Source organism: Saccharibacillus sacchari, assembly GCF_037722395.1.
GTDB classification, from domain to species: Bacteria; Bacillota; Bacilli; order Paenibacillales; family Paenibacillaceae; genus Saccharibacillus; species Saccharibacillus sacchari_A.
This window is the reverse complement of the sequence record NZ_JBBKAR010000035.1, coordinates 1-19,823: the sequence shown is the minus strand read 5'-3', so window position 1 is coordinate 19,823 and position 19,823 is coordinate 1. Positions and strand designations below refer to the sequence as shown.

Below are 19,823 nucleotides of genomic sequence, written 5' to 3'. Positions count from 1 at the left end.
ACAACCGTCGCATTCCGCTTTAGCCAACATCCGCAAAACCTGTTCTTTCAGCTATTTGAAACGGGATTCTCTACTGATTAAACTCAAAAAAGTCTATAGACAGACAACTTCAGTTTATCACTTTTTCCATCTGAATCCTATCCTGAAATCCCCTCGGACTCTTTTCGAAAATGAAAAATCCATATCAAAAAACGCCGCCCGAAGGCGACGTTTTTGAACATTCCACAGATCATGCTGAAGTCTGTTCCACGTGAAACACGATTATACCAGCGGTTTCTTCAACGGAAGACCCGGCGTGCGCGGATACTTGTAAGGCGTAATCGCGAATTTCAGCACACGGATGATATGACGGTCGGAATCGTCGAACGGCAACCGGAACGCGTCGACATTCGTGATCTCCCCCCGCAGCTCGCGCAGGCTCTTTTGCGAGTCGGCGATTTCTTCCGTAGGGTCCGTTCCTTTCATTGCGGCAAACACGCCATCCGGCTTAACGAACGGCAGACAAAATTCGTTCAGCACGGCAAGGCGCGCCACGGCGCGTGCGGTAACGAGATCGAACGAATCGCGGTAGCCGCGCTTGTGTCCCCATTCCTCGGCACGGCCATGCAGGAACTCGGCGCCTTTCAGCCCGATTCCGTCCGATACCGCTTTGAGGAAGGTGATACGCTTGTTAAGCGAGTCGATAATGCACAGCTTCACATGCGGGAACGCGATTTTCAGCGGTACTCCCGGGAATCCCGCGCCCGAGCCGATATCGGCGAGGCTGGTCACTTTTTTCATATCGACATAAAAGGCCAGCGTCAGCGAATCGTAAAAGTGCTTTTCATACACCTGTTCACGCTCGGTGATGCCGGTCAGGTTCATCTTCTCGTTCCACTCGACCAGCAGCTTGTAATACGTCTCAAACTGCTCAAGCTGCGTCTCGTTTAACTCTATTCCTTTTTCTTTTAACCGATCGCTGAAACGTTGTTGAATATCGTCCATGCTTACCCCCGTGCGGCCGCTACCCGGTTATACTGTTCCAGGTAAACGAGCAGAATCGAAATATCAGCGGGCGTAACGCCCGAAATGCGTGAAGCCTGTCCGATCGACAGCGGTCGAATCGACGACAGCTTTTGCTTCGCTTCCATAGCCAAGCCGCGGACTTCTTCGTAAGCCAGGTCTTCGGGAAGCTTTTTCTGTTCCATCTTTTTCAGTCGTTCCACATGGGCAAGCTGCTTCTCGATATAGCCCGCGTACTTCACTTGGATCTCGACTTGTTCCTTCATTTCTTCATCCAGCTCGACGTCCGTTGGAATGATATCTTGAATATCGGCGTATGAGACTTCTGGACGACGTAAGATGGTCAACAGATCGGAGCCATTGTTGATGGTTGCCGACTCCAAACGCTCCAGCATAGGATTCACTTGATCCGGGTGAACTTTCGCTTTGCTCAGACGTTTGATCTCTGCTTCGACTTTGGCCTTTTTATCCAGGAAAAGGTCGTAACGCTCGTCGGCGATCAGTCCAATCTCGTGACCGATAGGCGTCAGACGCAGATCGGCATTGTCGTGACGGAGCAGCAAACGGTATTCCGCGCGCGAAGTCAGCAGGCGGTACGGTTCGTTGGTACCTTTTGTAACCAGATCGTCGATCAGCACGCCAATATAGCCTTGCGAACGGTCCAGCACGACGCCTTCGCGGCCTTGCGCTTTGCGCGCCGCGTTAATGCCCGCCATAATGCCTTGACCCGCCGCTTCTTCGTAGCCCGATGTTCCGTTGATTTGTCCAGCCGTGAACAGACCCGGCAGCAGTTTCGTTTCCAGCGTCGGCCACAGTTGCGTAGGGACCATGGCATCGTATTCGATCGCATAGCCGTTACGCATGATTTCGACTTTTTCCATCCCCGCGATCGTGCGCAGCATGCTCAATTGTACGTCTTCCGGCAAGCTTGTCGACAGTCCTTGCACATAATACTCGGACGTGTTTTTGCCTTCCGGTTCCAGGAAAATTTGATGCTTCGACTTGTCGCTGAAGCGCACCACTTTGTCCTCGATAGACGGACAGTAGCGCGGACCCGTACCTTCGATCAGACCCGAGAACATCGGCGCGCGGTGCAGGTTGTCGTTGATGATCTGATGCGTTTCCGGCGACGTATACGTTAGCCAGCAAGGAAGTTGCTCATTGCTCGAACCTTTCGTTTCATAAGAAAAGAACTTCGGCTTGTCGTCGCCCGGTTGGATTTCCGTTTTGGAAAAGTCGATCGTATCTTTGTGCACGCGCGGAGGCGTACCTGTTTTGAATCGAACCAGTTGGAAGCCCAGCTCGCGCAGATTTTCGGAAAGGCGAACGGAGGGCTGTTGGTTGTTCGGGCCGCTTTCGTACGTCAGTTCGCCCATAATGATCTTGCCGCGCAGGTAAGTGCCCGTTGTGATCACGACCGATTTTGCCATATAACGCGTGCCTGTTTTGGTCACGACGCCGACGCATTTGCCGTCTTCGACGATCAGTTCTTCCACCATCCCCTGACGCATCGTCAGGTTTGGTTCTTTTTCCATCGTTTCTTTCATCGTTTGCTGATACGAGAATTTGTCCGCTTGGGCACGCAGCGCGTGAACGGCCGGACCTTTGCCCGTGTTCAGCATGCGCATTTGAATAAAAGTCTTGTCGATATTGCGTCCCATTTCGCCGCCAAGCGCGTCGATCTCGCGCACGACGTGACCTTTTGCCGGGCCGCCGATCGACGGGTTACAGGGCATAAACGCGACCATATCGAGGTTGATGGTGACCATCAGTGTTTTGCAGCCCATCCGGGCCGCGGCCAATGCCGACTCGACGCCGGCATGTCCGGCGCCGACGACGATGACGTCGAATTCTCCGCCTGTGTATGTCATGTTGATCCTCCTGATTGTGGGGGCGTCGCCTGGGGTGAACTCGCTGCGCGGAATATCCTTACGATCGCGTGCTGTTTTCGGAATGCCTGATTGGAAGTTAACTAAGGTGGCATTCCGAAAACAGAGGCGAGCGCTACGCTTCTTCAGGACATTCCACTTCCCTCGTTCACCGGCTTCGCTTGTGGTTTTGGTAAAAGAAAAGGGCTGCTTTGTTCGGTTGAACATCGCTTTTTAAAGGCAAGGAAAAGGATTTTAAAGGCAAAGAAAAAGATTAGGGAAGCTTCAGGGGTAGGGGCCTGAAAAATTGCTTCATCTATATAGGGCCGATATAAGGGTGGATCAAATAGTCGGTCGACTTTATTTGCCCAGACAGAATTGCGAGAAAATCTGGTCGATCAACGAGTCTTGGGCGGTATCGCCGACAATCTCGCCGAGTTGTTCCCAAGCCAGGCGGACGTCGATCTGGATCATGTCGATCGGGACGAACATCTCGGCGGCTTCGATCGCGTCGATCAGCGAGCGCTTGGTCTGGTGCAACAGCGCGATATGGCGCACGTTGGATACATAGGTGAGGTCGGCGCTTTCGAGCTTACCGGCGAAGAACAGAGAAGAGATAGCTTCTTCCAGTCGGTCAACGCCTTCTCCCTCTTTAACGGTCATCGGCACAATCAGCTCTTCTTTGTAGAACTGACGCACTTTTTCTGTTTCCACTTTTTGCGGCAAATCCATTTTATTCAGGATGACAATGGATTGCCGGCCGCTGATCTGCTCCATCAACTGCTGTTCTTCTTCGTTCAATTCGTCGCCGTTGTTGAGCACGAGCAGAATCAGATCCGCTTCGTTCAGCGCGGTGCGCGAACGTTCGACGCCGATTTTTTCAACCACGTCCAACGTCTCGCGAATCCCGGCGGTATCGAGCAGCTTGAGCGGGATATTATTGATCGTAATAAACTCTTCGATCACGTCGCGGGTCGTGCCCGGAATATCGGTGACGATCGCACGGTTTTGACCGGACAATGCGTTAAGCAGCGAAGACTTCCCGACGTTGGGACGTCCGACGATCGCGGTGGTGATCCCTTCTCGCAGGATTTTGCCCTGGTTCGAGGTATGCAGCAACCGCTCGATTTCCGCCAGCACGGAGCCGCATTTTTCCTGAATAAACAGCGAGGTCATCGACTCCACGTCATGCTCGGGATAGTCGATATTCACTTCGATATGCGCGAGCGTCTCGATCAATGTCTGCCGCAGCTCCTGAATCCGGCGTGACAGATCGCCTTCCACCTGTTTGAACGCGACGGAGAACGCTTTGTCGGATTTCGAACGGATCAGGTCGATCACGCCTTCCGCTTGCGACAAGTCGATACGACCGTTCAAAAAGGCCCGCTTCGTGAATTCGCCCGGTTCGGCCAGACGGATACGTTGCTTCAGCAACAGCTCCATGATCCGACGAACGGATACGACGCCGCCGTGCGCGCTGATCTCCACGACGTCCTCGGTCGTAAAAGACTTGGGGGCAAGCATAAGCGTAACCAGCACTTCTTCCATTTTTTCTTTCGTTTCCGGATCGATAATGAATCCATAATGTACGGTATGCGTCGGTACTTCCGTCAGCGGGGCAGCGCCTCGGAACAAACGGCTTACTTCGCCGACCGCTTCCGGACCGCTGACGCGGATCACGGCGATCCCGCCTTCCCCCACCGCTGTAGAAATAGCCGCAATTGTATCGCTAATCATCACATATGCCTCTCTTTCCAAGCCTGACTTTTGCCTGTCTTATATACAAGAAAAAACGGGAGGCTTCGGTCGGTAGACCCCAAGCTTCGATTCCCCGTTTCTTTCGATTTCAAATTTAAGGATGCGACTATAGCGCAAACGGCAGAGGCCCTCTTCGCCGCATGGGCAAAGAGGGCGCTCGCCTGAATGCTCACTTTGGAACAGTCGTTATTTGAGCGTGATGACGACGCGGCGATTCGGTTCTTCGCCACGGCTTCCCGTATCGACTTCAGAGTGGTTTTGCAACCGGGCATGAATGACCTTGCGCTCCTGCGGAGGCATAGGCTCCAACACGACTTCTTTACGGGTTCGAACGACACGTTCCGCCAGCCGGTCAGCCAGGTCTTCCAATGTTTTGGCTCGACGACGACGGAAGTTTTCCGCATCCAGCGTCAGTCTTACAAACTTATCGGACCCTTTATTCGCGACGACGCCAGCCAGAAGTTGAAGAGCATCCAACGTCTGACCCCGACGTCCGATCAGCATGCCCAGCTCGGGACCCGAAATATCCAGCAGACCGCCATCCCGATTTTTTCGAACGTCGACCTCCACATCAAGTCCCATGGCTCCGGCAACCTCACGAATAAAATCGGCGGCCTCATGGTAACGTTCCATTGGGCGAGCACCTGCTGTCTCATCGGAGGACAAGTCGGCTTCATCCGGCGCAAGCACGACCGGATTAGGCTGTTCGCGCCTTGGTGCGGATTCCGTATGCGCCAAGGCGTCAGCTTTCATCGGCCCCGGCGTCGCAGCATTCGGGCTCTCCAGTCGAGTAGTCGCGGACGGGTTGTCCCCGGCTTCGACAATCGGAGCAACCTGCGGTGCCGTCTCTGTCGGAACGCGGCCAGAACGAACCAAGGATAGCTCGACTTTGGCATCGCGCCCACCGAACAGACCAAGGAATTTTTTTGAAGGGTGCTCCAGCACATTTACTTCAACCTGATCCCTTGTTACGCCAAGCTGCCCAAGTCCCAGCGAGATGGCTTCGTCTACTGTTTTCCCTACAGCCGTCACTTTGCTCGTCATCGAATCCGCGCCCCCTCATGTTACGCTTCGTCTTTTGCACACGCTCGTTATTCAGCTATCTTCTATACTTGTAAACTTAACGTTTTTTCTTTTTCTTTTTGCGGCTCGATACCGGGCCTGCGCCTTTGGACAAGCTTACGCCGCCACCGGAAGTACCGTTTTTGCCAGCAGGCTTTGCTCCGCCTTGTTGGGCGATGACCGCTGCGGCTTTCGCGTCTTTGTTGCGGTACAGGAAGTAGTTTTGCACAATCGTGTACACGTTACTCATTGCCCAGTAGAGCGGGAGAGCGGACGGGAATTGATAACCCATGAAGAAGATCAGTACCGGGTATACGAACAACATGAACTTCATCGGTCCTTGTTGTTGTGCCGGGTTTTGACGCATCATCAACCACGTTTGCAGGAATGTCGTAGCGGCTGCAAACAACGTCAACGGAATGTCCGGTTTGCCAAGTTCCATCCAGAGGAAGGAGTGTTGAGCCAAGTCACTGTTATAAATGATCGCGTTATACAGCGCGATAAAGATCGGCATCTGAATAATCAAAGGCAGACAGCCTGCGGCCGGATTAACTTTGTTCTCTTGGAACAGGCGCATTTGCTCCTGCTGCATACGTTGCGGATCGTCTTTGTATTGTTCTCTCAGCTTCTGCATTTCCGGTTGGATCGCTTGCATCGCTTTCGAACTCTTAACGGATTTGATTGTCAACGGCAGGATCAGCGTACGTACGATCAGTACGAGCAGCAGGACGGCCAGGCCGTATTCGCCGCCAAACCATCTTGCGAACGAGTCAAGCGCCAGCGCGAACCAGTAGACGACGTTACTCTGCCAGAAGCTGCCGCTATTTTTCAAGTCTTCCGTCGTATGCAGCGTCGTGGCTGGTGTACAGCCCGCAAGGACGGCAATCAGCAGAACAGCGGCGATAACCATCACCCACTTGCCTCTGCGTTTGAACAAATGAGACACTAGATAACCCCTCTCTTAACCTTCATGTACCTGCACTCCCGCAGGACTTCCTCCCGCATCGGGCAAACCGCTTGCAGTTGTGAAAATCATACCATAATTAGCCCTTCATTTGAAACGCAAAAAAGCGCTTCACTTCGAGGTCTCCCCCGGCCGGTCTTGCCGACCTTTACGCTTGAGCAGCAAGGATTTGCGAAGCACGTGCAGCACGCTCTTCTCCAGTTCCTTGTAATCGAGATCGACCGCGCCTTTTCGGATAATGAAAACAAGATCGACATGATCCGCGATTTCGCCGGCATGATGCCGAACGATTTCTTTCATTAAACGGCGTATCCGGTTTCGGACGACCGCATTGCCTACCTTTTTACTGACCGACACGCCCATCCGAAACTGTTCGACATCCCGTTTGTGAAACCAATACAGGACCAGCTGACGGTTCGCGAAGGATTTGCCGTGACGGTATACGCGGGTAAACTCGGCACGGTTCCGTAATCGTAGCTTCTTTTGCACCTTTTCTCGCGTCCCCTTTATTAAGAAAAAAAGACCACCTCCAGGTGGTCTTCGCTCATGTGCCCAAGCTTACGCGCTCAGCACTTTTCTGCCTTTGAGACGACGAGCAGCCAGCACCTTGCGGCCGTTTTTCGTGCTCATTCTTTTACGGAATCCGTGCACCTTTTTGCGCTTGCGGGTGTTTGGTTTGAAAGTAGGACCCATTACAATAGCACCTCCTTTTACGGGTAGTACAGGTTTTGCAATATGCTAAACCAATATAATTACACACATTCGTTCTTCTTCTCGCAGAACATGCCTTTTATCATTTAATCACGCGTTTCCAGCAAAGTCAAGCAAAGTTCTTCGTAATCCTTCCTCTTTTTTACCGAAAAAAAGCGGCATGGAATGCTTATATATAAGGAAAGGCAATTTCGCAGGGCAATTCATGAAGCTGCGAACCAGACTTAAACCGGCTGGAAATGGCTCTATTCCGACCTTTCCGCCAATTTCGCATCTCTTTTTGGCTGAAAGGTCGAGATGCGTTTTCCCCTCGATCATTTCCGTGCGTTTTTTCAAAAATCACGTATTCTTCCTTCCCCCTCTTTTTCGATTTTCTTCGACCTTCGCCTACCCCTCTTCATTTTTCATCCCTTCGGACTTTGGCTTTTTTCCGATTCGCAACCCGAATTTCACTTTCAAACGTTCTCAAAGTTATCCACAGTTCTGTTCCCCTTCCCAGCTTGGCAGCTATACGAAAGACACGTTTTTGCGTAACCCACTTTTCCACCGTATTGCCTTTTGGCCTGTGTATATTTTTACGGAGCCATTTTATTCACAGGTCAATTTTAAACATGTTATGAACAATATCTAGTGGTGTGGATATGTTTTATGCACAAGGTCTTGGTTTTGTGGATAAAATAGTATGAACCGTTGAAATGAACGGCTTCTTTTGCTATGATTAGATTACTTTTCGGTGTGAATATTCGGTTTTAGCCTCTATATTATCAACAGTCTGTGGATAACGTTGTGAACAAGTTCTGTTTATCCTTCTTTTTTTGTTCCCATAATTATGGATCGTGGGGATAACCCTTCCCGGCTTCCCTGGGTTTTGTCTTCGTTATGCTCCTCGTTTCGCGAACTCCGCTTCTTGATTGGCTTCCGGCCTGAGTGGGCGCGGCGGCGGAAGTGAAGCATCAGATTCGACTGAGTCGTTTGAAGACAACCTGCAATCCCGAAAACTCTCGGCGGACGCTCCGGCTTAAGCCACATCGTACGATTTTCAAAGGAGTGACAGTTTGTGGACAGCCATACCGCTCAATTGTGGCAACAAATTTTATCTATCATCCAAACTAAGCTGAGCAAACCCAGCTTCGACACTTGGTTCAAAGCGACTCAAGTCATTCAGCTTACGAATGGAGCACTGACCGTATCGGCGCCGACGACTTTTGCCGTGGAATGGTTGGAAAGCCGATATACCAAACTGGTGGCGCAGGTCGCTTTTGACGTGCTCGGACGCAGCGTCACGGTTAAGTTTGTGATCGAAGAACCCGGACACGAAGAAGAGTCGCTCCAAAAACAAGCGACTCCTCCGCCGGCTCCGGTTCAAGTTAACGTCGAAGCGAACGCCAATATGCTCAATCCCAAGTATACATTCGACACATTCGTCATCGGCTCGGGTAACCGTTTCGCGCACGCCGCATCGCTCGCCGTCGCCGAGGCGCCGGCAAAAGCTTACAACCCTTTGTTTCTGTACGGGGGCGTCGGGCTCGGAAAAACACACTTGATGCATGCGATCGGCCATTACATTTTGCAACATAATCCGAGCAGCCGCGTCGTTTATATCTCTTCGGAGAAATTCACGAATGAGTTCATCAACTCGATTCGCGACAACCGCGGGGAAAGCTTCCGGAACAAGTATCGCAATATCGATATCCTGCTGATTGACGATATTCAGTTCATTGCGGGAAAAGAGTCGACGCAGGAAGAGTTCTTCCATACGTTCAATGCGCTGCATGAGGAAAGCAAACAGATCATTATCTCCAGTGACCGGCCTCCGAAAGAGATCCCGACCCTGGAAGAACGTCTGCGTTCGAGATTCGAATGGGGGTTGATTACCGACATTCAGCCGCCGGATTTGGAGACGCGGATTGCGATTTTGCGGAAAAAAGCACGTGCGGAGAAGCTTGATGTGCCAAACGAAGCGATGATGTACATTGCGAACCAGATCGACACCAACATTCGCGAGCTTGAAGGTGCGCTGATTCGCGTGGTGGCTTATTCGTCGTTAACCAATCAGGACGTGACCGCCCATCTGGCAGCCGAAGCGCTGAAAGACATTATTCCGTCCAGCCGTCCGCGGATCATTACGATCCAGGACATCCAGCAGCGGGTCGGCGAGTACTATAATTTGAAAATGGAAGACTTTAAGGCGAGAAAACGGACCAAGGCTATCGCCTTCCCACGCCAAGTCGCCATGTATCTGTCTCGCGAATTGACCGACTACTCGCTGCCGAAGATCGGCGAAGCATTCGGCGGACGCGACCATACGACAGTCATTCACGCGCACGAAAAGATCACACACTCGCTGAAAGTGGACCAAGAGCTGTCAAAAGTTGTCCACAGCCTAACGGAGAAAATAAAAAACCCTACCTGAATAAACGAAAAGCCTATGCACAACTTATACACATGTGGATAGGCTTAGTTTGTTATGTTTTTCGGGTCTTTTCTCAGTTTATCCACATATTCAGTGCCCCTACTACTTTTACTATAAAGATCTTAAAGAATATATTATCTATTACAGGAGTGACGAGATGAAAATCAGCATTTCCAAATCCCACCTCAGCGAAGCCATTCAACATGTATCCAAAGCCATTTCCAGCCGAACGACGATTCCGATTCTCGGCGGGATTAAATTCGACGTGGCTTATCACGGCGTAACGTTAACCGCAAGCGATACCGACATTTCCATCCAATCTTTTATTCCGGCAGAAGAAGGCAACAAAACCGTCGTGACCGTAGAAAAAGTGGGCAGCGTTGTATTGCCGGCCAAGTTTTTCGTAGAAATCATCAAAAAACTTCCAACCTCGGAAATCGAGATGGAAGTAGGCAGCGGGTTCCAGACCTTTATCCGTGCAGGCGCAACCGATATTCAACTCGTAGGCTTGGACCCTGAAGAATTCCCGGTATTGCCGAACATTGAAGAAAACCGCGTACTTTCCGTACCCGGCGATCTGCTGCGTCATATGATCCGCCAAACGGTATTCTCCATTTCGACCCAGGAGACGACTCCGATTCTGACCGGCGTGATGTGGAGTTTGAAAGAAGGACAACTCAAATTCGTCGCAACCGACCGTCACCGCCTGGCGACGCGTACCGTTCGACTCGAAGGCGCGGAAGAACTCGAATTCAACAACATCGTCATTTCCGGCAAAACGCTGAACGAGCTGAGCAAAATCATTCCGGATCAAAACACCCTGGTCGATATCGTCGTCGCCGATAACCAAGTGCTGTTTAAAGTCGATCGCGTCCTGTTCTACTCGCGCATCCTGGACGGCCTGTACCCGGACACATCGAAAATCATTCCGTCGAGCCACAAAACAAGACTTCTGCTCGACACCAAAAACCTGAGCGATTCGATCGACCGCGCCTACCTGCTGTCCCGCGAAGAAAAAACAAACATCGTGCGCATGCAGACGCTGGAACAAGGCGGCATCGAAATCTCGTCCAGCTCCACGGAACTGGGCCGCGTACAAGAAGAAATTCAGTTAGCGGAATTCGAAGGCGAACAACTTCGTTTGTCGTTCAACTCCAAATACATGCTCGACGTGCTCAAAGTCATCGAAAGCGAACAACTGACGATCCGCTTCACCGGCGTCATGAGCCCAATCATCATCGAACCAACCGACGACAGCAATAGCCTCTACATCATCCTGCCTTACCGCACGACCAACTAATCTCTAAAATACAGTTACCCAGTCCTGAGGAAAAGGCCAAAGGCTGCGGGAAAGTTTCAGTGAAGAAGCGATAGCGCTCGTAACGAAACTTCCCGGCAGCCGCCAAGCCTTTTTCTCAAGACACCTCCCCCGAAAGGAAGGCCCAATACATGAATGAAATCTCTATCCGCACCGAATATATCAAGCTGGATACCTTTTTAAAACTCGCCGACTGCATCTCCACCGGAGGCAGCGCCAAAATGCTGATCGCCGAAGGCTTGATCAAGGTCAACGGAGAAAGCGAAGAGCGCCGCGGGCGCAAGTTGTATCCGGGAGATACCGTCGAAGTCGACGGAGAAGGCACCTACAAAGTCATTCGGGAAGCCTAAAAGTTTTCCGTACTTGGCGGCGGCAAATACGAGCAGCGTACACCATCCGCAAAAAGCGGGTTATCCACAATCCACAGCAGACGGGGCGGCTTTGCAGGATGCAAAAGCGGCCTCGTCTTCATTTTGCGGCGGGCGCACAGGAGGCATCGAAATCACGTGCAAGTTAGAGACATCGCACTCAAAAATTACCGCAACTATGACGAATTGAAACTGGAAAACTTCGGAAGCGTGAACCTGATGATCGGCCGGAATGCCCAGGGAAAAACGAATATGCTGGAGTCCTTGTTTGTTCTCGCACTGACCAAATCGCACCGTACGTCCAAAGATCGCGAGCTGATTGCGTTCGGTCAAGACGCCGCTTATGCAAGCTGTCATGTGGAGAAAAAATACGGCAACGTTCACTTGGAACTATCGCTTTCGCCCAAAGGAAAAAAAGCGAAAATCAACGGTCTGGAGCAGCGGAAGCTGAGCGATTTTATCGGCACGCTGAACGCGGTGATGTTCGCTCCCGAAGATCTGGAGATCGTCAAAGGCACGCCGGGGATACGTCGGCGTTTTCTCGATATGGAGATCGGTCAGGTTCAGCCGAGTTATCTGTTCCACCTCCAGCAGTATCAAAAGGTTTTGCTCCAACGCAACAACATGCTGAAGCAGTCCTACGGCAAGACTCCAGACCCGGTCATGATGGAAATCTGGAATGAGCAGCTGGCCGAGCACGGGGCTAACATCGTACGGCGTCGCAAGCGATTTATCCGCAAGCTGCAAGTCTGGGCAGAAGATATCCACAAGGGGATAACCGGCGGAAAGGAACAGCTCGTTTTGCGCTATGTCCCTTCGTTCGGCGAAGCCGAGGAGGAAGATGAAGCTGTCTTATTGGAGCAATTTATGATAAAATTATCACAAGTGCGCGAACAGGAAATCCGTCGGGGAACAACCCTTGCAGGCCCTCATCGGGACGACCTCAGCTTTTTCATCAACGAAAAAGAAGTGCATAATTTCGGTTCTCAAGGCCAACAGCGAACGACAGCGCTCTCGCTGAAGTTGGCAGAGATCGAACTCATCCATGAAGAAATCGGCGAATATCCGATACTTCTGCTCGACGACGTATTGTCCGAACTCGATCCGTACCGACAAACCCAGCTGATCGAGACGTTCCAGAGCCGGGTGCAGACTTTCATTACCGCAACGGGAATCGAAACGATTCATGCGGAGAAGCTGCAAGGCGCACATATTTATCAGGTCAGCGAAGGGCATGTCGAATCCTAAAGGCGTTCTCAAGGAGGCTTCGAGTTCTTATGTATATCCATCTCGGCGGCGAGAAAATTATCCGTTCTTCGGAACTGGTCGCCATTTTCGACGTTTCGATCGAAAAGTCTTCGCGCATCTCCAAGCAGTTTGTTACCGCCGCGAAAGAAAACAAAGTGGTGGAAACGATCGGCGAAGAGGAAGCCAAATCGATCGTGGTCACCAAGTCTGTCGTCTATTATTCGCCGATCTCCTCCGCAACGCTCAAAAAGCGTTCGAAGTCGTTCGTGTCGGGTCTATAATGCCGGATAATCCGGCTTATAGCGATCGCGATCTATTACCTTTAACGTTGATAAGGTACTATACGCCGCCCTTCCCGCTGTAGCCTCGCTAGGCTCCGGGAGCGGGCGTTTCGTATTCTTTTCTCACAATTTCACAACTTACAGGAGTGGGTGAACGAAGCATGTCAATGGATCAACAATCGTATGATGCCAGTCAGATACAGGTTCTCGAAGGACTTGAAGCGGTACGCAAACGGCCGGGTATGTATATTGGTTCCACAAGCGAAAGAGGCCTTCACCATCTCGTGTGGGAAGTCGTGGACAACAGTATCGACGAAGCGCTCGCCGGCTACTGCGATCATATTCAGGTCATCGTACATGAGAACAACAGCGTTACCGTGATCGACAACGGCCGGGGCATCCCGGTTGGCGAACATCCGAAGCTGAAACGTCCCGCCCTTGAAGTCGTTATGACCGTGCTGCACGCAGGCGGTAAATTCGGCGGCGGTGGATATAAAGTTTCCGGCGGTCTGCATGGTGTCGGCGTATCTGTCGTCAACGCGCTGTCGGAGAAAGTTGTCGTTAAGGTTAGACGCGACGGCAAGATCTACGAACAGGAATATCGTTACGGCGCTCCCCAATACGATCTGCGCATCATCGGCGAGACGGACGAGGACGATACGGGCACGACGACGACTTTCCAACCGGACCCGCAGATTTTCACGGAAACGACGGTCTTTATCTACCCGACGTTGCTGAAAAGAATTCGCGAGCTGGCTTTCTTGAACAAAGGAATTATGCTCTCGTTGCTGGATGAGCGTACAGGCGAAAATTCCTCGTTCCACTACGAAGGCGGAATCAGCGAATATGTCGCGTTCCTGAACGAGAACAAAGAAGTGATTCAGGAACAGCCGATCTACGTCGAAGGGCAGCGCGATATGATTGCTGTCGAGATCGCGATCCAGTATAACGATGGCTACAACGAAAATATTTATTCGTTCGCGAATAATATCCATACGCACGAAGGCGGTACGCACGAATCGGGCTTCAAAAGCGCTTTGACTCGGATCATCAATGATTACGCTCGAAAAGCGGGCGTGATCAAGGATGCGAACAGCAATCTGACGGGTGACGACGTGCGTGAAGGATTAACGGCGATCATTTCCGTCAAAATCCCGGAGCCTCAATTTGAAGGCCAGACGAAGACCAAGCTGGGCAACAGCGAAGTTCGCGGAATCGTCGAATCCTTGTTCTCGGAAAAGCTAACGGATTTCATGAACGAAAATCCGGCTTCCGCTCGTCGTATTCTCGACAAAGCGCTGCAAGCTTCGAGAGCGCGTGAAGCGGCCAAGCGCGCACGCGAACTGACACGACGCAAAAGCGTGCTCGAAGTCAGTGCCTTACCGGGCAAACTGGCGGACTGCTCCTCCAAGGATGCTTCGATCTGCGAAATGTACATCGTCGAAGGCGACTCCGCGGGCGGTTCGGCCAAGCAAGGTCGCGACCGTCACTTCCAAGCGATCCTGCCGATCCGTGGTAAGATCCTGAACGTGGAAAAGGCTCGCCTGGACCGCATTCTGTCGAGTACGGAAATTCGTGCGATCATTACGGCTATCGGTACAGGCATCGGGGAAGACTTCGATATCTCGAAAGCTCGTTACCATAAAGTCGTGATCATGACCGATGCCGATGTCGACGGCGCACACATTCGTACGTTGCTGTTGACGTTCTTCTACCGCTACATGCGTCAGATCATCGAAGCGGGCTATGTCTATATCGCACAGCCGCCGCTGTTCAAGGTAGAGCGTAACAAAACCGTCCTCTACGCAGGCAGCGAAGCAGAGCGTGACGAGATGATCGCAGGCTTCGGCGAAGGCGCGAAAGTCAACGTGCAGCGCTACAAAGGTCTGGGCGAGATGAACCCGGGACAACTGTGGGAAACGACGATGGACCCGGATGCCCGCACGATGCTTCAAGTCTCGATCGGCGATGCGATGCTTGCCGATACGATGTTTGATACGCTGATGGGCGACAATGTCGAACCACGTCGCGATTTCATCAACGAACATGCGCGTTACGTGAAAAACCTGGATATTTAACGAAAGTTCGTTTCCGCTGAAAGGGTACGATTTTCAGAAGAGGCGACCCCGCTGAGGGTTCGCCTTTTCTTTTTAGGGCGTGTTTGAAAACTCCGAAGGAAGCAGATTTTGCCGGATTTTCGTTCGCAACAAGGAAGGGTTTCGCAGTCGTGCCGGGGCACGTCAAGAAACCGTGACGCGATAGCGGGCGAAAAGGCGGTAAAAGATGCACGTCGTTGAGTTTTCAAACACGCCCTAGTTTCAAGGTGCTTTTCCACCATAAAATACGGACATTTGTTTGGATTAATGGTATAATAATAAGGATGTGGAAGCCCCGGATTTCGGGCATTTGGAAGGTGTTTTCAAGATTTATTTTCAAATACAAACAAAAGAATGAACCGCATGCTTATGCAGGTACCTATGATGCACCCCATTCCCTCAGGCACCAAACAGAGATCGGAGTGTATCCAAGATAGAAGGAGGCCGTCATGGCGGAAGAACAAAAATCGCAGGTCGTAGACCGGGATATAAGCGTAGAGATGCAAGAATCCTTTATGGACTACGCAATGAGTATTATCGTCAGCCGCGCGCTGCCCGATGTCAGGGACGGATTGAAGCCGGTTCACCGTCGCGTATTGTACGCAATGTCGGAACTGGGCATGTCGCCGGATAAGCCTCACAAAAAGTCAGCGAGAATCGTCGGCGAAGTCATCGGTAAGTATCACCCTCACGGTGACTCTGCCGTATACGAAACGATGGTACGTATGGCGCAAGATTTCTCGATGCGCTACATGCTTGTTAACGGTCACGGCAACTTCGGTTCTGTAGACGGTGACGGCGCGGCCGCAATGCGTTACACGGAAGCTCGTTTGTCGAAGCTTGCGATGGAACTGCTGCGCGATATCAACAAAGAAACGATTGATTTCCAGGATAACTACGACGGCGAAGAACAAGAACCTGTCGTGTTGCCGGCTCGCTATCCGAACTTGCTGGTTAACGGCGTATCGGGGATCGCGGTGGGTATGGCAACGAACATTCCTCCGCATAACCTGGGCGAAGTCATCGATGGCGTACAGGCTCTGATTCAGGACCCGGACCTCACGCCGCTCGATTTGATGGAATATATTCAAGGCCCGGACTTCCCGACTGCCGGATACATTCTGGGACGTTCGGGCATTCGCCAAGCGTATCAGACAGGTCGCGGTTCGATCACGATGCGTGCCAAAGCGGAGATCGAAGAAATCGGCAACAAAGCGCGCATCGTCGTAACCGAGATTCCTTATCAGGTCAACAAAGCCCGTCTGGTAGAGAAGATCGCCGAGCTGGTGCGTGAGAAGCGTCTGGACGGCATCACCGACCTGCGGGACGAATCGGACCGCAACGGGATGCGTATTGTCGTTGAGCTTCGTCGTGACGTCAACCCTAGCGTGGTGCTGAACAACTTGTACCGTCATACGGCGATGCAATCGACGTTCGGCGTGAACATGCTGGCGATCGTGAACAACGAGCCGAAGATTCTCAATCTGAAAGAGGTGCTATACCACTATCTGGAGCACCAGAAAGTGGTCGTGCGCCGCCGTACCGAGTTTGATCTGAAAAAAGCCGAAGCTCGCGCCCATATTCTGGACGGTTTGCGCAAAGCTCTTGATCATCTGGACGAGGTTATTTCGATCATCCGCGGTTCGCAAACAGCAGATGCCGCCCGCGAACAACTGACGGAGCGCTTCTCGCTGAGCCAGGAACAGACGCAGGCGATTCTCGATATGCGTCTGCAACGTCTGACCGGTCTGGAACGCGAGAAGATCGAAGCGGAATACAACGAGCTGTTGGCCAGAATCAGCGAATACAAAGCGATTCTCGCCGACGAAGTGCTGTTGCTTCAAATCATTAGCGACGAGCTGAACGATATCAAGGAGCGTTATGCGGACGAACGTCGTTCGGAGATCACGATCGGCGAAGACAGCATTTTGGACGAAGACTTGATTCCGCAGGAAGAAGTGGTGATTACCATTTCCCATACCGGTTATATCAAGCGTCTGCCTGCAAGCACATACCGTAGCCAGAAGCGCGGTGGACGCGGCGTTATGGGCATGGGCACGAAAGATGAAGACTTTGTCGAGCATCTTTTCGCAACCAACTCCCATAATCACCTGCTGTTCTTCACGGATCGCGGCAAAGTTTACCGGATCAAGGCTTACGAGATTCCGGAACTCAGCCGTACGGCGCGGGGAACACCTGTCATCAACTTGATCCAGATCGAGCAAGGCGAATCGATCAATGCCGTTATCCCGGTGAATGAGTTCAAGGAAGACCGCTTCCTGTTCTTTGCGACGTGCCGAGGCATTGTGAAAAAGACGCCGCTGACCGACTATGGCAATATCCGCAAAGGTGGCCTAATCGCGATCACGCTGCGTGAAGATGATTCGCTGATTGGAGCCAAGCTGACGGACGGCGAGCAGGAGATCATCATGGGTACGGCTTCGGGTCTGTCGATTCGTTTCAAAGAAAGCAACGTTCGTTCGATGGGACGCGGCGCGACCGGCGTCAAAGGCATCTCGCTCGAAGACGAAGATACCGTAATCGGCATGGACGTCGTGAAGCCTGATCGCGAAGTACTCATCGTAACAGGCAAAGGCTACGGCAAGCGTACGCCGATCAGCGAGTACCGCGTTCAGACCCGTGGCGGCAAAGGGATCAAAACCATCAACGTTACGGACAAAAACGGACCGGTTGCCAGCTTGAAGGTCGTGAAATCGGAAGAGGATCTGATGATTATCACAAATGGCGGCACATTGATTCGTACGAGCATGGACGGCATTTCTTCGATGGGTCGTTATGCACAAGGCGTTAAGTTGATCAATATTCGCGAAGATGAAGCGGTAGCGACCGTTTGTCGGATCGATAAAAGCGAAGAAGTCGACGAAGACGAATTGGTTGACGGTGAATTTGTCGAAGGCGAAGCGGGAGAAGTGATTTCGGACGAAGTTACGGAAAACGCGGCTGAGACCGATGAAGAGTCAGCTGAATAATTTAAACCGGTAGTAAAAAAGAAGGTTCTGTTGAACCTTCTTTTTTTGTATAAAAAACCCCTTTTCCATAAAAAAATGGACGCAAGACCGATTTCGGATATTTTTGGTATTGTTGCGCTTGGTATCACGGCATATAATCGAAATGGTAAGCAAGCGGTATACGGCGACAAGCAAACGAATATTGCTGGCTGCCACGCTTAATCCGAAACAGGGAGAAAAGCCTGTAGTCAGGAAAACTATTCAATTCGGAAAAATCGAACGACCGCAATAGAGGAGGTGCAATGCCATGGTGAGTACACCCGTGAGCGAGCTTGAAGCAGGGAAAAGAATCGTAGCCAATGTTTATACGGATAAAGGCAATCTGCTTTTTCAAAAAGGAAGAGTGCTGCTTCCGAAAGATCTAGAAGTTTTACAAGCATTTATGATCGACTACGTAGAGCTTCAAGGCGTCGCAGGGGACAGCGAGAAAACGGCTTCAGAACAAAATGGCAAGTCCTCCGCAACTCCAAATGTTGAAGCGGGCCGAAATATTCCTAGCCGTAGGGAACAAAGCTTTATCGAGGAATACGAGCAGATGGTCGCGTTAATTAAAACAGGATTTCCGTCTGTCCTGGCGATGGAGATGCCAATCTTTCAATGGCGCGCACAGCTGGAAAAGTTGATCGATCAGATTCAAGGGTATCGGATTCTGGGCTTTACCCCGCGTATGCCGGACAAGCACGATTATGTGTACCATCACGCCGTATTGTGTGCATTGACTTCATATATGCTTGCACGCTGGCTTGATATTCCGCAGAAGAACTGGATTCAAGTCGCATTGGCTGGACTGCTGCATGATATTGGCAAAGTCAAAATTCCGCCTAGCATTCTGCATAAACCAGATCAACTCGGTCCGGAAGAAAAAGCAGAGATGAACAACCATACGACGTACGGCTATCAAATGCTGAAAAATGCAACCGCGTTGCAAGAAGGGGTTCTACTGGCAGCCTTGCAGCATCATGAACGTATCGACGGCAGCGGATACCCATTCGGATCAACAGGAGAGAAGCTGCACATCTATGCGAAAATCGTAGCGGTAGCCGATATCTTCCATGCTATGACGCTTGATCGACGCTACCAAGGCTCTACGTCGCCTTATTTGGTGCTTGAGCAATTGGAGCAAGATTCTTTCGGGAAGCTGGACCCTGCGATTGTACGTACCTTGATCAAGCACACCACGCAGTTGTCGCTGGGCACCCGTGTGAAGCTGAGTAACCGCAAGATGGGCGAGATCGTGTATGCCGATGCTCACCAGCCAACAAGACCGATTGTTTCTATCAATGGAGAGATCATCAACCTAATCCAGGAACGCAAACTATTCATCCTGGAAGTGCTATAGCGCCATATAATGAGGCTTTCTGAGCGATCAGGAGCCTTTTTTCATAGAAAAGAGGTTTTTATTGAAAAAAAGCTTGCTATCTGAATACCAGCATGATATATTCTAGGAACGGCCTTGAGAGAGCGCCGGTGCGGTTCGAACAAGTGAGCGGGTCGAAATGAAGTCGGAAATTAAGCTTCGCAAGAAGCTGAAAAAAAGATTTCAAAAAAGACTTGCAAAACGAAAACGAACATGCTAATATATAAGAGTTGCTGCTGCGAGCGAAACACTGAGCGGCAGAAACGAGAAACACAGTTTGCTCCTTGAAAACTGAACAGTAAGTGAGTCGCGATGATGAAGATCATCGTGAGAATAAAGGTTCTTGAG

16 protein-coding genes are annotated in these 19,823 nt (G+C 51.3%); 8 read left to right on the top strand and 8 right to left on the bottom strand.

Going from position 1 to position 19,823, the window contains the following annotated elements; all coding sequences use genetic code 11:
- Window positions 1-261 precede the first annotated feature (261 nt).
- The 8 genes from rsmG to WKI47_RS13565 all read right to left on the bottom strand — a co-directional run bounded on the left by rsmG (window position 262) and on the right by WKI47_RS13565 (window position 7,701).
- Window positions 262-984 (bottom strand): 16S rRNA (guanine(527)-N(7))-methyltransferase RsmG, encoded by a 723-nt coding sequence (gene rsmG, locus WKI47_RS13600; RefSeq protein ID WP_340227689.1) that lies wholly within the window; start codon window positions 982-984, stop codon window positions 262-264.
- 2 nt (window positions 985-986) lie between these two features.
- Window positions 987-2,873: a tRNA uridine-5-carboxymethylaminomethyl(34) synthesis enzyme MnmG gene (mnmG, locus tag WKI47_RS13595; RefSeq protein ID WP_340227688.1), complete on the bottom strand. Its 1,887-nt coding sequence runs from the start codon at window positions 2,871-2,873 to the stop codon at window positions 987-989.
- 357 nt (window positions 2,874-3,230) lie between these two features.
- Entirely contained in the window at window positions 3,231-4,607 is a 1,377-nt protein-coding gene (mnmE, locus tag WKI47_RS13590; RefSeq protein WP_340227687.1) for a tRNA uridine-5-carboxymethylaminomethyl(34) synthesis GTPase MnmE, read from the bottom strand.
- Between the two features lie 207 nt (window positions 4,608-4,814).
- Window positions 4,815-5,672 (bottom strand): RNA-binding cell elongation regulator Jag/EloR, encoded by an 858-nt coding sequence (jag, locus tag WKI47_RS13585; protein WP_340227686.1) that lies wholly within the window; start codon window positions 5,670-5,672, stop codon window positions 4,815-4,817.
- Window positions 5,673-5,748: 76 nt separating this feature from the next.
- Window positions 5,749-6,636 carry a YidC/Oxa1 family membrane protein insertase gene (locus WKI47_RS13580; protein WP_340227685.1) on the bottom strand — a complete coding sequence of 296 codons (888 nt, stop codon included), beginning with the start codon at window positions 6,634-6,636 and terminating at the stop codon, window positions 5,749-5,751.
- A gap of 129 nt (window positions 6,637-6,765) precedes the next feature.
- A complete protein-coding gene (gene rnpA, locus WKI47_RS13575; protein ID WP_340227684.1) occupies window positions 6,766-7,143 on the bottom strand; it encodes a ribonuclease P protein component in 378 nt (125 codons plus the stop codon).
- A 69-nt stretch (window positions 7,144-7,212) separates the two neighbouring features.
- Complete coding sequence (gene rpmH, locus WKI47_RS13570; protein WP_018976936.1) at window positions 7,213-7,347, bottom strand: 50S ribosomal protein L34; 135 nt, start codon at window positions 7,345-7,347, stop codon at window positions 7,213-7,215.
- A 108-nt stretch (window positions 7,348-7,455) separates the two neighbouring features.
- Window positions 7,456-7,701, bottom strand: a complete 246-nt coding sequence (locus WKI47_RS13565; RefSeq protein ID WP_340227683.1) for a hypothetical protein — start codon at window positions 7,699-7,701, stop codon at window positions 7,456-7,458.
- Window positions 7,702-8,422: 721 nt separating this feature from the next.
- Here WKI47_RS13565 and dnaA point away from each other — a divergent pair.
- The 8 genes from dnaA (at window position 8,423) to WKI47_RS13525 (ending at window position 19,457) form a co-directional block, all read left to right on the top strand.
- Window positions 8,423-9,778, top strand: a complete 1,356-nt coding sequence (gene dnaA / locus WKI47_RS13560) for a chromosomal replication initiator protein DnaA (protein ID WP_340227682.1) — start codon at window positions 8,423-8,425, stop codon at window positions 9,776-9,778.
- Between the two features lie 157 nt (window positions 9,779-9,935).
- Window positions 9,936-11,078 carry a DNA polymerase III subunit beta gene (gene dnaN, locus WKI47_RS13555; protein ID WP_340227681.1) on the top strand — a complete coding sequence of 381 codons (1,143 nt, stop codon included), beginning with the start codon at window positions 9,936-9,938 and terminating at the stop codon, window positions 11,076-11,078.
- 149 nt (window positions 11,079-11,227) lie between these two features.
- Window positions 11,228-11,446: a S4 domain-containing protein YaaA gene (gene yaaA, locus WKI47_RS13550; RefSeq protein WP_340227680.1), complete on the top strand. Its 219-nt coding sequence runs from the start codon at window positions 11,228-11,230 to the stop codon at window positions 11,444-11,446.
- Between the two features lie 156 nt (window positions 11,447-11,602).
- Window positions 11,603-12,712: a DNA replication/repair protein RecF gene (gene recF, locus WKI47_RS13545; RefSeq protein WP_037286088.1), complete on the top strand. Its 1,110-nt coding sequence runs from the start codon at window positions 11,603-11,605 to the stop codon at window positions 12,710-12,712.
- 29 nt (window positions 12,713-12,741) lie between these two features.
- On the top strand, window positions 12,742-12,993 hold the full coding sequence (remB, locus tag WKI47_RS13540) for an extracellular matrix regulator RemB (protein ID WP_340227679.1): 252 nt from the start codon (window positions 12,742-12,744) through the stop codon (window positions 12,991-12,993).
- Between the two features lie 161 nt (window positions 12,994-13,154).
- Window positions 13,155-15,071, top strand: coding sequence for a DNA topoisomerase (ATP-hydrolyzing) subunit B (gene gyrB / locus WKI47_RS13535; RefSeq protein WP_340227678.1), 1,917 nt, complete (start codon window positions 13,155-13,157; stop codon window positions 15,069-15,071).
- Window positions 15,072-15,538: 467 nt separating this feature from the next.
- Complete coding sequence (gene gyrA / locus WKI47_RS13530; RefSeq protein WP_340227676.1) at window positions 15,539-18,079, top strand: DNA gyrase subunit A; 2,541 nt, start codon at window positions 15,539-15,541, stop codon at window positions 18,077-18,079.
- 286 nt (window positions 18,080-18,365) lie between these two features.
- Entirely contained in the window at window positions 18,366-19,457 is a 1,092-nt protein-coding gene (locus WKI47_RS13525; RefSeq protein WP_340227674.1) for an HD-GYP domain-containing protein, read from the top strand.
- The last annotated feature ends 366 nt before the right edge of the window (window positions 19,458-19,823 follow it).